11 protein-coding genes and 2 pseudogenes are annotated in these 11,938 nt (G+C 74.2%); 3 read left to right on the forward strand and 10 right to left on the reverse strand.

Going from position 1 to position 11,938, the window contains the following annotated elements:
* Nucleotides 1-76: 76 nt before the first annotated feature.
* The 6 genes and pseudogenes from FDO69_RS17420 to FDO69_RS17445 all read right to left on the reverse strand — a co-directional run bounded on the left by FDO69_RS17420 (nucleotide 77) and on the right by FDO69_RS17445 (nucleotide 6,372).
* Complete coding sequence (locus FDO69_RS17420) at nucleotides 77-1,810, reverse strand: VMAP-C domain-containing protein (RefSeq protein ID WP_167526627.1); 1,734 nt, start codon at nucleotides 1,808-1,810, stop codon at nucleotides 77-79.
* Nucleotides 1,807-2,145, reverse strand: a complete 339-nt coding sequence (locus tag FDO69_RS17425; protein ID WP_167526628.1) for a CU044_2847 family protein — start codon at nucleotides 2,143-2,145, stop codon at nucleotides 1,807-1,809. Before FDO69_RS17425 ends, FDO69_RS17420 begins: the two co-directional genes overlap by 4 nt.
* 71 nt (nucleotides 2,146-2,216) lie before the next feature.
* Nucleotides 2,217-3,566 (reverse strand): carboxyl transferase domain-containing protein, encoded by a 1,350-nt coding sequence (locus tag FDO69_RS17430; protein ID WP_104780736.1) that lies wholly within the window; start codon nucleotides 3,564-3,566, stop codon nucleotides 2,217-2,219.
* On the reverse strand, nucleotides 3,559-5,004 hold the full coding sequence (locus FDO69_RS17435; RefSeq protein WP_104780737.1) for an acyl-CoA synthetase: 1,446 nt from the start codon (nucleotides 5,002-5,004) through the stop codon (nucleotides 3,559-3,561). Before FDO69_RS17435 ends, FDO69_RS17430 begins: the two co-directional genes overlap by 8 nt.
* 36 nt (nucleotides 5,005-5,040) lie before the next feature.
* A pseudogene (locus tag FDO69_RS43230) lies at nucleotides 5,041-5,205 on the reverse strand (SLC13 family permease); the annotation flags it as partial.
* Nucleotides 5,206-5,298: 93 nt separating this feature from the next.
* On the reverse strand, nucleotides 5,299-6,372 hold the full coding sequence (locus FDO69_RS17445; RefSeq protein ID WP_104780738.1) for a MerR family transcriptional regulator: 1,074 nt from the start codon (nucleotides 6,370-6,372) through the stop codon (nucleotides 5,299-5,301).
* A 187-nt stretch (nucleotides 6,373-6,559) separates the two neighbouring features.
* Between FDO69_RS17445 and FDO69_RS17450 the strand changes: the two genes are divergently transcribed.
* From FDO69_RS17450 to FDO69_RS41990, 3 genes and pseudogenes are all read left to right on the forward strand, one after another.
* Nucleotides 6,560-7,438, forward strand: coding sequence for an ATP-grasp domain-containing protein (locus tag FDO69_RS17450; RefSeq protein ID WP_104780739.1), 879 nt, complete (start codon nucleotides 6,560-6,562; stop codon nucleotides 7,436-7,438).
* Between the two features lie 62 nt (nucleotides 7,439-7,500).
* Nucleotides 7,501-8,871 carry an MFS transporter gene (locus FDO69_RS17455; RefSeq protein ID WP_104780740.1) on the forward strand — a complete coding sequence of 457 codons (1,371 nt, stop codon included), beginning with the start codon at nucleotides 7,501-7,503 and terminating at the stop codon, nucleotides 8,869-8,871.
* A gap of 156 nt (nucleotides 8,872-9,027) precedes the next feature.
* Nucleotides 9,028-9,162 (forward strand): annotated as a pseudogene (locus tag FDO69_RS41990) (RNA-guided endonuclease TnpB family protein); the annotation flags it as partial.
* Nucleotides 9,163-9,415: 253 nt separating this feature from the next.
* Here the strand turns inward: FDO69_RS41990 and FDO69_RS17465 are convergent.
* The 4 genes from FDO69_RS17465 to FDO69_RS17480 are packed head-to-tail and all read right to left on the reverse strand — an operon-like array spanning nucleotide 9,416 to nucleotide 11,937.
* Nucleotides 9,416-10,024, reverse strand: a complete 609-nt coding sequence (locus tag FDO69_RS17465; protein ID WP_104780741.1) for a hypothetical protein — start codon at nucleotides 10,022-10,024, stop codon at nucleotides 9,416-9,418.
* Nucleotides 9,990-10,817 (reverse strand): FkbM family methyltransferase, encoded by an 828-nt coding sequence (locus tag FDO69_RS17470; RefSeq protein WP_104780742.1) that lies wholly within the window; start codon nucleotides 10,815-10,817, stop codon nucleotides 9,990-9,992. Before FDO69_RS17470 ends, FDO69_RS17465 begins: the two co-directional genes overlap by 35 nt.
* Nucleotides 10,814-11,035, reverse strand: a complete 222-nt coding sequence (locus FDO69_RS17475; protein ID WP_104780743.1) for a Trm112 family protein — start codon at nucleotides 11,033-11,035, stop codon at nucleotides 10,814-10,816. The genes FDO69_RS17470 and FDO69_RS17475 overlap by 4 nt, the downstream gene beginning before the upstream one ends.
* The gene (locus FDO69_RS17480; protein ID WP_104780839.1) at nucleotides 11,032-11,937 is read right to left on the reverse strand and encodes a hypothetical protein; all 906 of its coding nucleotides are present in this window, start codon (nucleotides 11,935-11,937) and stop codon (nucleotides 11,032-11,034) included. Before FDO69_RS17480 ends, FDO69_RS17475 begins: the two co-directional genes overlap by 4 nt.
* Nucleotide 11,938 lies beyond the last annotated feature (1 nt).

The following is an 11,938-nucleotide window of genomic DNA, read 5'->3' on the forward strand; positions in this document are numbered from 1 at the left end:
GCGGGTGTCTCTCGGTGAGTCGCAGCGGGGTGGGCAGGGGTGTCGCGTGTGGGTGGGGCAGGGGTGTCGCGCGGGGTCAGGCCACCGGCGACCTCGTGTGCGCCGCGGCGACGGCGTGCGGGTCGGCGAAGACCCGTGGGTCGTCCCAGAGCAGCTGAATGCCGCGCGCCCAGTGGTCCTCCTCCGCGAGGGCCTCCTCGCGCAGGGCGAGGACGTGGCGGGGGAGTTCGGCGGGCGGTACGGCCATGACGTGCGCGTCGAGCGCGTCGAGGAACGCCTTGCCGGTGCAGCCGTCCGTTCCGGCGCACTCCTCCTGTCCGGAGCCGCAGCCGCCCCGCGACCACACGATCACCGGGGCCGGTGCGGCGAGCGAGATGTCGAAGTGGGGCCGGGTGCGGACGGCGGACGGGGCGGGGCCGAACCCGGCGAGACAGGCGTCGTGCTGCCGCAGCCGCAACCGCAGCCGCCCGGGCTCCTGCGGACCGCCGCACTCCACCCGGTGCATCCGCGCGCCCGGCCAGGAGTCGAGGCGCTTCCACGCCCGGGTCAGCACGTGCCGGGTGCTGGCCTTGCGCCGGGCGTGGTCGGTGACGACCAGCGGGTAGACGCAGCCGAGCGGCGTGTCGTCGTCCGGGGCGCTGCCCCAGCGGTCGACCGGCCAGTCCAGCCAGTCCCGGGGCAGTGCGAACGCGACCAACTCGTCCGCACCTGGCGTCAGATACCGGAAGGCCGCCTCGATCCCCTCCTGCACATAGGCGTGCAGCCGGTGCTGCTCGACCGTGCCGGACTCGACCGGGTGCCGCCGTCCCCCGCTGTACGCGGACACCTCGACGCGGACCAGGCCGTCGCCCGCTCCGCTGTGCCCGAGCTCGACCAGGATGGGCGACCACTCGGGCACCTCCCGCGCCGGGGGTTCCCCGGCCGGGGTGTGCAGCAGCGCCTGAAGCCGGTCGGCGAACCGGGCGACGGTCCGGGCGGCGCCGGGGCCGTCGAGTTCGCACAGCACGAACAGGGCCGCCGACCACAGCGAGTCGAACCCCTCCTCGGGCGGCGGGGGATCGAACAGGTCGGCCGCCGCCGTGTACAGCCGCACCGGGTCGCAGTCGACGCCCGCGCGGGCCGCCTTCTCGACCAGGGCACGCAGCCGGGCCCGGTCGGCGCTGGTGTGGTCGGAGGTGGGGACCAGGCTCTGCAGGCCCCGCCAGTAGCGCGCCATGACCTGGGTGGGCATCATCCGGCCGGTACGCACCTGCCCGCTGCCGGAGTCCGCCGTGACCATGCCGACGACCTCGCCGCTGTCCGCCAGGGTGACCGCGGCCCCGCTGAAGCCGGGGGCCAGGGGCTGCCCGCCCTGGTGCCAGGACTCCAGCTGGAGCCACTCGCGTCTGATCAACTGCGGTGCGGTGACGCGGCATTCGGCCAGGGTGCCCTCGTCGAAGCCGGCGGGGAACCCGTAGACGACCAGCTTGCGGGCCGCCGCGCCGTGCGCCGCGGCGACCGGGGCCAGGGCCGCCGGGGCGATCGGCATCTCCCGGTCCAGTTCCAGTACGGCCAGGTCACCGGGGTCGGTGACGCCGCCGCCCCAGCCGCCGTGCGCGACGACCCGGGCGGGGACGGGTGGGCTGCCGGGCCGCTCGGTGAAGGTCACCGCCAGGTCCTCGCCGTCACCCACGACATGGGCGCACGTCAGCACCGTGCTCGGGGTGACCAGGAAACCCGCTCCGGCCACCCGGCCCCGTAACTCGACCCGGGCGTGCCACTCGGCGCTGTGCAGAGCGCTCGCCGGTGCGCTGTTCACGGCGTTGTTCATGAGGCGGCGCCGGCCTCCGGGGCGGACGGGGACCACGTCAGCTTGACCACCAGATGCCCCTCGGCGGTGCCCTTCGCGATGAACGCGCCCGTCTCGGCGGCCAGTTTCACCCCGAACTCGATCTCCACACCGTCGGGCCTCAGTGAGCCGTCCCGGAAGACGCGCAGCGCCGACTCGGCCGCCGCCCGCACCCCGTCCAGGGCGCCCTCGAACGTGCGGGCCGCCTGGACCGTGCCGTCGCCGCGGGAGACCAGGCGGGAACCGGACCGCTCCTCCACGGCCTCGACCGCGACCACGGCCCCGTCACCGGTCCTGAATTCGACCAACCCGTCCACGACACCCCCGTCGTTCGATTGCGCTGGGCAGCACCATTGTGACGGAAGGTACGCGATGGCGCAGGGGGCATTCACCGATCCCACTGACCGACGGTCCCCCGGATCACCCCCAGTTCCACCAGGTCCTGCGGCCGGATGCGCAGCTGGTCCGCCGTCGACTCCACTTCACGCGCGGGTCGTTTGAGGATGGCCGCCGCGAGTTCCGGCGCGATCACGGAGAAGTAGCTGTCGGGGGTGGCCCAGGTGTTGCCGGGGGCCGCCAGGGCCAGGGCGCCGCCGGAGCCGCCCTCGCCGATCACCAGTGTGGTCATCGGGGTGCGGGCGCCCGCGACCACCCCGAACAGGTCGGCGATCGCCGCGCCCACGCCCTGCCGCTCCGCCTCCGCGTCATTGGCCGCGCCCGGAGTGTCCACCAGCGTCAGCACCGGGATGCCGAGCCGGTCGGCGAGGCGGATCAGCCGGGCGGCGGTGCGGTAGCCGGCGGGACAGGTCGCGGTCCCGGTCTGCGCGGCGTACGCGACCGTACGGCCCTCGTGCGTGCCGAAGCCGCACAGCATGCCGTCCGGGTCCGTGCCGCCGCAGCGGTCGCCGCTGATCGCGACCCGGTCGGTGAAGTAGGCGTCCAGGTAGGCGGCGGCCCGCGGCCGTCGGGGCGAACGCGCGCGGCGGACGGCGTCCCAGCCCGTCGTGGGCAAAACCGTGGACCCGCCGAGCGGTTCGGGCGGCGGGGCGGGCGTGGTGGACGGGCACGTCAGCAGCCGCAGCCACCGCCCCAGCGTCTCGCGGAGCTCCTCCGGTCCTACGACCGCGTCCGCCGCGCCCGCCGCGACCTGCGCCTGCGCCGTGTACGCCGCCGGGTCCGCGTCCGCCGGCCGTACCCGGGAGCCGGCGAATCCCACCTGGGCGCCGGGCAGCGCGAGCGTCACGTCGGCCCCCGCGCCCAGGGTGGCCCAGCCGCCCCCGGTCGTCGGGTCGCGCAGGACCGCGATCTGCGCGAGGGAGGCCGCCCGCGTGAGCGCCGACTGGCGGGCCACCCGCTGGAGTTGAGTCAGCGCGAGCATGCCCTCCTGCATGCGGCTGCCGCCCGTCGCCACCAGCGGCACCACCGGGAAGCGGCGTTCCCGGGCGTAGGCGTACGCCGCCTCCAGCCGGTCGCCGGTGCGCTCGCCCAGGGAGCCGCCGAGGAAGCCGAACTCGAACGCGATCAGCACGGCCCGGGTGCCGCCCACGCGGGCGGTGCCGCAGACCACGGACTCCTGCTCGCCGGTGCGCTCGGCGGCACGGGCACGGGAGGCGTCGTAGCCCGGCCAGCCGAGCGGGCCGTCGGTCTTGGAGTTCCGTGACGGGGCGGGGAGTTCGGCGAAGGTGGCGTCGTCGGCGAGGGCGGTGACGACCTCGCGGGCGGAGCGGAGCTCAGTCATGGGCCAGCGCCCGCTTCATGATCTTCCCCATGTCGTTGCGGGGCAGTGCGTCGAGGTGGTGCACGACCCTCGGCCGCTTGTGCGGCGCGAGCCGCCCCGCCACATGGTCCGCCAGCTCATCCAGCCCGGGCGGCGACTGGGGATCCGCGGGCACGATCCATGCCACGATCCGCTCGCCCAGGTCGGCGTCCGGTTCCCCGGTGACGGCCGCCTCCCGCACCCCCGGGTGTTCCAGGAGCGCGTTCTCGATCTCACCGGCCCCGATCTTGTAACCGCCGCTCTTGATCAGGTCGGTGGCCTTGCGGCCGACGATCCGGACGTAGCCGTCGGGGTCGCGCACCGCCATGTCGCCGGTGCGGAAGAAGCCGTCGGCGGTGAAGGCGGCGGCGGTGGCGTCGGGGCGGTTGAGGTACTCGGTGAACAGGTTCGGCCCGCGCACCTGGATCTCGCCCACCGTCTCCCCGTCGTACGCGGTGACCTCCGAGCCGTCCTCCTCGGCCAGCCGCAGCTCCACACCCGGCAGGGGCACGCCGACCGTGCCCGGGCGGGCCTCGCCGTCGGCGCGGACGCTGGTGTTCATCAGCGTCTCCGTCATGCCGTACCGCTCGATCACCCGCCGCCCGGTCGCGGTCGCGATCCGGCCGTGGTCGTGCACCGGCAGCGCCGCGGAACCGGAGACCAGCAGCCGGGCCCCGGTCAGCGCCTTCACCAGGTCCGGGTCGCTCGTCACGGCCTCTGCGATGCGGTGGTACATCGTCGGCACGCCGAACAGCATGGTCGCGCCGGCGTTCAGCTCGCGGGCCACGCCCTGGGTGGTGAAGCGGCCCAGGTGGCGCACCGACCCACCGCGCCGCAACGGGCCGAGGATGCCCAGGACCAGACCGTGCACGTGGAACAGCGGCAGTCCGTGGACGAGCACGTCGTCGCCGGTCCACTGCCAGGCGTCCGCCAGGGCGTCCAGGGTCCTCGCGACGGCCCGGCGCGGCAGGACGGCGCCCTTGGGCGGGCCGGTGGTGCCGGAGGTGTAGACGATCAGGGCCGGGGCGTCGTCGTCGGCCCGCTCCTCGGGGGCGGGGCCGGAGCCGCGGACGTCGACATCGACGCGGGGCAGATCCCGTACGGGAGCCGGGAGTTGGTCGTCGGGCGCCGTGAGCACCAGGTCGGGGGCGCTGTCGGCCAGGATGTGCCCGAGTTCCTTCTCGCCGGACTTGGGGTTGAGCGGTACGGCGGGGACCCCGGCCAGCAGCGCGGCGACGACGGCGACGGCGGTCTCCATGGTGGGCGTCGCCCAGACGGCGACCCGGCGGGCGTCCCCGACGCGTTCCGCGGTCGCACCGGCCGCGGCGGCGAGCTCGCCGTAGGTCAGGGAGCGCTCGCCGAACCGCAGGGCGGGCGCGTCGGCGGAACCGCTGGTCAGGGCCGGGAAAAGGGAGGTCACGCGGCACATCTCCTTAGCTGTTTGCCTGTTCACGGGTCATCGGTGCGGCTGTCCCCAGCCGGGGACGACCATCACCAGCCAGGCCGCCGCCGGGACGAGGGCGACCACGATCCCTCCGTACACCATCAGCTGCCGGAAGAAACGTTCACGGTCGACGTCGGGTGCGGCGGCGAGATCGAGTGCGCCGCCGGCCGGGAACGGGCGCCCATGATCCCCACGGAGGAGGCGAAGACCGGGGCCAGGGCGCCGATGGAGCGAGTGCCGGTGCAGGCCCGTGGTCCTACGCCGTCCGGGTCATGCCTCCACCACGTCCGCCACCACACAGCTGACGTTGTCCGGGCCGCCCGCCGTGTTCGCCGCCTCGACCAGGGCCCGCACCGTCTCGTCGGGGGAGGCGGGCGTGGCGAGGAGTTGCCGGACGCGGGTGTCGGGGACGACGCCCGACAGGCCGTCCGAGCACAGCAGATACCGGTCGCCGGGGCGGGCGTCGTGCAGACGGAGGTCCGGAGCCGCCGGGGACCCGCTGGTGAGGGCCTTCAGGAGCAGGGCGCGCTGCGGGTGCGAGGCCGCTTCCTCGGGCGTCAGCCTGCCCTCGTCGACCATCGACTGGACCATCGTGTGGTCGTGGGTGATGCGGAACAGTTCGCCGTCGCGCAGCAGATACGCGCGGGAGTCGCCGATGTGCACCAGCGCCAGCCGCGAGCCCGTCCACAGCAGGGCCGTCAGGGTCGTGCCGACGTCGCCGGAGCCGTCCGCGACGTCCCGCACGGCCTGTTCGGCGCCCCGTACCGCGTCCTCCAGGATGTCGAGGACACCACCGGCGGGGACCTCGTCGGTGTCCAGAAAGCGCAGCGCCTCCACGGCCGCACTGCTCGCGGGTGCGCCCGCCGGTCCGAAGCCGTCGGCCACGGCGAGCAGCCGGGTGCCCGCGTAGGCGGTGTCCTGGTTGGCGGGGCGCACGCGGCCGGTGTCCGAGTGGGCGGAGTAGCGCAGTTCCAGCATGGCGGTGTCCTTCCCGGGCCCGTCCGGGCCCGTCGTCAGGTGATCGACCAGGAACGCGGCGAGGTCCCGCCGGACCGCCGTCTCCGCCTCGACGCGCGCCCAGAAGGCACGGATCTCGCGGGCGGCGGCCGACGGGTCGCGATCGTGCAGGAGGCACACCCGGCGGATCTCGGCCAGCGGCATGCCCAGCCGCCGCAGCCACGCCACCAGCCGGGCCCGCTCCAGCTGTGCGGCCGCGTAGTACCGGTATCCGGTGTCCGGGTCCACACGGGCGGGCCGCAGCAGGTCCAGCTCGTCGTACAGGCGCAGTGCCTTCGGCGAGAGCCGGCTCGCCTTCGCGAACGCGCCGATCGTGAGCATGGCCATACGTCCCCCCGCGGTCCTCGCGTCCTGCGCGCTCGTCCGTTCCGCCAGCCACCGATGCTGGGGCTTCACCGAAGGTGAAGGTCAAACGGGGTGTCGCGGTTCCGGGCGGGATTGTTAGCCTGCGACGGACATCGGGTCGATCGTCCGTACGTCGTCCGTACATCGTCCGTACGAGGAGGCAGTCGCCGTGGCCGGCACCCCGCGCATCGCCGTCGTCACCTACGACCCCCGCGCCGAGCAGCACAAGGACCGGGACCTGCCGGTGCTGGTGGACGCGCTGCGGGAAGCCGGGGCCGATGCCGTGGCCGTCGCCTGGGACGACCCGGGCGTGGACTGGGCCGGGTTCGACCTCGCCCTCCTGCGCTCCACGTGGGACTACAGCTGGCGCGCCGGGGAGTTCACGGCGTGGGCCGAGCGGTGCGCGAAGACGACGCGGCTCGCCAACCCGGTCGGTGTCGTGCGGTGGAACGCCGACAAGCGCTACCTCGGGCAGCTCGCCGAGGCCGGAGTGCCCGCCGTGCCCACCCGGTACTTCGCGCCCGGTGACCCCGTCGCCCTGCCCGCCGACGGCGAGTACGTCGTGAAGCCCGCCTCCGGGGCAGGTGCCCGGTACGCCGCCCGCTACCCGGCCGGGGAGCGGGAGGCCGCCGTACGGCAGATCGAGCGCATGCACGCCGAGGGGTTCACCGTCATGGTGCAGCCGTATCTGAGCGGCATCGACACGCACGGCGAGCGGGCCCTGCAGTTCTTCGGCGGGCGTCTGCTGCACGCCAGCGTCAAGGGCGCCGTGCTCGCGCCGGGCACGCCGTACGACGCCGACAAGGTCGCCCACCCCGACCTCCGCCCCTGGGAGCCGACCGCGGACGAACTGGCCGTCGCCGAGCGGGCACTGGCCGCCGTACCGGGGGACGCGGAGCTGCTGTACGCGCGGGTGGACCTCGTCACCGGACCGGACGGCGAGCCGTGCGTGATGGAGCTGGAGCTGATCGAGCCGAACCTGTTCCTGGGTCTGCACCCTGACTCGCTGCCGAGGGTCGTGCGGGCGGTGCTGGCCGCCGCCGGCTGAGCACGGCGCGCGGTACGTCCCCTGACGTCCCGTGATGCGGCTTTTGGTGTAGTGGTAGGGCCATGCCCTCCGAGCGACGGTCCTGGGCACCGCTGCTGGCGGTGTGCGCCGGGTACTTCATGGTGATCCTCGACGTGACGGTCATCAACGTCGCCGTGCCGGTGATCGGGCGGGAACTGTCGGCCTCGCTCACCGGCGTCCAGTGGATCACCGACGGGTACACCCTGGTCTTCGCCGGGTTCCTGCTGACCGGCGGGGCGCTGGGGGACCGGCTGGGCAACCGGCGGGTCTTCTGTTGGGGCGTGGCGGTGTTCACCGCGTCCTCCGCGGCCTGCGCGCTCGCGCCCGGTGCCTCCTTCCTGGTGGTGGCCAGGCTGGTGGAGGGGCTGGGTGCGGCACTGATCGTGCCGGGCTCGCTCGCCCTGCTCCAGCAGTCCTACCCGCGGCCGGACGCACGCTCGCGGGCCTTCGGGCTGTGGGGCTCGATGGCGGGCATCGCGGCCTCCGCCGGGCCGCTGCTGGGCGGGCTGCTCGTCTCCACAGTGGGCTGGCGCTGGGTGTTCCTCATCAACCTGCCCGTCGGCGCGGCCTGCCTGGCGCTCACCCTGCGGCACGTGGCCCGCTCGCCCCGGCGCGCCGACCGGGCCCTGGACCGGCCGGCGCAGGTCGCGGTGGTCGCGGCGGTGGCCCTGCTGACCGCGGCCCTGAACGAGGCCGGGCGGCGCGGCTGGTCCGACCCGGCCGTCCTCGCCGGGCTCGGTCTGGCCGTCCTGGCCGCCGCGGCCTTCGCCCTGCGCGAGCGGCTGGCCCGGTCCCCGGCCCTTCCGCTGGGTCTGCTGCGCTCCCGCACCATGAGCGGCGGGGCCGTGATCGGCCTGCTGTTCAACTTCGGCTTCTACGGCATGGTGTTCACCGCCAGCCTGGAGTTCCAGCACCAGCGCGGCTACAGCGCCCTCGGCACCGGCCTCGCGCTGTTCCCGGCGGTGGCCATGACCATGTTCGCCTCGGTCCTGTCCGGCCGGCTGTCCCGCCGTACCGGTGACCGCCCCCTGGTCGTCTTCGGCATGCTCCTGGCCGCTCTGGGGCTGGCCGGCTGGGCCGCGGCGGGCCCCGACCCGGCCTACGGGCTCCTGGTGCTCCCGATGATGGCGGCCGGATTCGGCACGTCCTTCGCCCTCACCGGCTCGACCGCCACCGTCATGGGCGCCGCGCCCCCGGCCTACTCGGGAGCCGCCTCCGCCCTGTTCAACACCACCCGCCAGGTCGGCAGCGCCACCGGCGTCGCGCTCGGCGGCAGTCTGCTCGCCTCGGCCGCGAACTACGGGGCCGGGATCCGGACCAGCATGGGCATCGGCGCGCTCGCCTATCTGGCCGCGGCGGTCCTCGCGTGGAGGTGCGTACCGGGGACGGCCGTTCGCAGTAAGAGCAGTTGAAATGAGCGGTGGCTGTCAGCTTTCCCGTGTGGCAACGTCGACCGCCGTACTTCTCGCTCTGGGCTTCGGGTTCGTGTTCCTGGCCACCATCAGTCTGGTCGTGCAGCTGGGGAGCTTTCTGACCCACCGCCTCCTGTCCGCTCTGGAGCGGCACGATGGTCCGGCAACGCCGACCACAACGCCGCACGGAACGTCTGGCACCTGTACCGGATGGGCCACGCGCTCGTCCCGGCTGCCGGAAGGGCAGTCGTCAGGCGCCCCCGCGGCGTCAAGCCCGCCACCGCAAGGTAGGAGGGAATCTCCCGGCTTCAGCCGGGAGAGCGCTTCAATACCCGCACTACGTCCACGCCAAGGCCCACCCCCTCACCGCCGTCTCCCTGCTGTCGGCCACCCACTCCGACCGCCTGGCCACCCGGATCAGCGACCTGCTCACGCGGCAGGGCGGCTCCGCCGACGCCTTCCGGGAGACCGAGGAACGGGCCCTGCACCTCAAGACCGCCTTCTACGACCAGTTCCTCCCGGCCCTCGACCGGGTCGAGGCCCCTCAGCCCTGAGCGCCGGTGGCCGACACCCGCTGCACCAGACCCCAGGTGAACTCCGCGACCGCCTCCCGCCGCACCCCCTGCGCGTCCGGCGCGGTGAACGCCAGACCCCACCTGGTCGGAGTCGTGCCCTCCAGGGGACGGGCCGGGGCGAAGGCCCGGGCCGCCTCGTCGACCGTGCAGGACCAGGGGGTGAGGTCGTCCAGGGTGCGCAGCTGCGGACCCGTCGCACCCGGGGCGCGGACCAGCCACTCGTTCCACACCGCGCGGTTCGGGGCGGTCAGCACCTCGAAGCGCAGGGAGGGCCAGAGCGGCACCGGCCACAGCCAGGCCTCGCAGTCGAGGTCGCCGATCCGGCGCGGCGTGTGTGACTCAGGCTCTCCCAGCACCTGGCGGTAGCGGGAGAGGGGTGCCCGGGAGCGCGGCGAGCGGACCATCGCCTGCCAGCGCTTGTTCGCCTCGCGCATGTCCGCGATCGACACGCCCAGCTCATGGCGGGCGTCCTCCACCAGCCCGGGGTTGTGGTCGGCCATGCGGCGCAGCAGCACCAGCTGGAAGTCGAGCGGGGTGAAGGGGCTAGCGGGGTGCTTTCCGGAGGGCATGGGACCCATCGTCGCCCACCGGGGCCCCGCCGGGGCGGCGGCCGTCGGGCAGGAACAGCACGGAGTTGACGTAGCGCGGGCCCCGCAGGAGCGGGGAGGGCAGGACACGGCGGAGCAGGCCGTGGGAGACGACGTAGGAGGCGTCCGCCTGGTGGTTCTCCAGCGGGAACTTCGCCAGCGGCACCCACGTGTCGCCGGGCAGGACCCAGCCGTCGTAGCCGAGCAGGGACAGGTAGGTCACCACCGGCGCGATCGGCTGGATGCGGGACTCCAGTTCCACGAACAGGGCCGGCCGGTCACGGGCCAGCAGACCCGTCGCTCCGCGCAGCACCGCGGGCTCGTTGCCGTCCACGTCGATCTTGATGAAGCCGACCTCGCGCAGCCCCAGCTCGTCCAGCGTGACGCAGTGCACGTCCAGCGCGCGGCCGTGGATGTCGCGGCGGACCAGCGAGGACACGCCCCGGTCGCCCGAGTCGTCCGGCGGCAGCCACAGCCGGGCGATGCCCGGCCGGTCCGAGGCCGCCGCGCGGATCACCCGGACGTTCGGCGGGGCGGCGGCGGCCAGCAGCCGCGCCAGATGGGGCACCGGCTCGATGGTCACGACCTGTTCGGCGAGTCCGGACAGCCGGTGCGTCCAGGGCCCGTACCAGCCGCCGACGTCCACCGCCGTGCCGCAGCCCGGCGGGCACAGCTCGGCGAGCCGGGCCAGCTCCGGTTCGAACCGGGGGTACAGCGCCCGGGCCGTCGCGGCCACCAGGCGGGTGGGCAGCAGGGGGGCGACGCGGGCCGCCAGGCTGGTCACCGGGCCATCCTCTTGAGGAGTTCCTCGTGCTCGTCGTCCGGCACCTGCTCGCCCGAGGACGGCAGCAGTTGCGGAATGCCGTCGGTGATCGGGTAACGGCGGTGCAGGCGCGGGTTGTACAGCGCCTCCTCCCGCCCGGCCTCCTCGGCCAGCAGATGCAGCGGGCCCTTGTCGATCGGGCACGCCAGGATCTTCAGCAGCGGGTCGTCGGGCTTCACGGTGAGGTCAGCTCCTTGGCGGGTGGGGAGGGTTGGGGAGAAGCGTCGTGCTTCGGCATGGTCAGCAGCACGGCCACCGCCAGGGCCGTGCCCGCCACCCGCAGCGCGAGCCGCAGCGGCTGCTCCGGCAGGGCCTCGCCGAACGACAGCGTGCCGAGCACCGCCGTGAACAGGGACGTCACGGTCGTGCACACCGGCACGATCAGCGAGGCCCGGCAGCGCTGCAGTGCCGCCTGCGACATCACCAGGCCGAACACACCGGTGAACGCCAGGAGATAGGGGTACGGGGAGCCCAGCAGGTCCAGGACGGCACCGCCGATCCCGTCGGTCGTCAGATGGCCGGAGACGCCCTTGATGGCCAGCGAGCTGACCCCGTACAGCAGGCCCACCGCCACGCCGTACTCGACGCCGGTCGTCGGGCGCCGGTGCCGGTTGCGGGTGCGCCGCTCGGCGGAGCCGTACAGCCACACCCCGGCCGCCAGCGACGGCACGCACACCAGCAGGACCAGCGGGTAGGGCGCGTCCTGGCTGACGGTGTCCGCTCCCTCCCGCAGCGACAGCACCACCATCAGCAGCGCCAGCAGGATCGCGCCCAGCGCGTACCGCTCCCGGCCGGACGTCTCCTCCCCGAGCAGCCGCGCCGACAGCAGCACGAGCAGCACCAGGCCGGAGACGAAGATGCCCTGCGCGGCGGCGATCGGCAGGGTGCGGTAGACGACGAGCTGCGCGGCGAAACCGGCCGCGAGGGCGAGGGACCCGCCGATCCACAGAGGGCTGCCGACGACGAGGCGCAGCAGCCGGACCGGCTGCCGGATCGTCACCTCGGGCAGGGCGGTGAGCGCCCGTTTCTCCAGCACGAAGCCCAGGCTGTACAGGGTGTTCGCCAGCAGGGCCGCGGCCACT

It is taken from the genome of Streptomyces tibetensis (assembly GCF_007655005.1).
GTDB lineage: Bacteria > Actinomycetota > Actinomycetes > Streptomycetales > Streptomycetaceae > Streptomyces > Streptomyces tibetensis.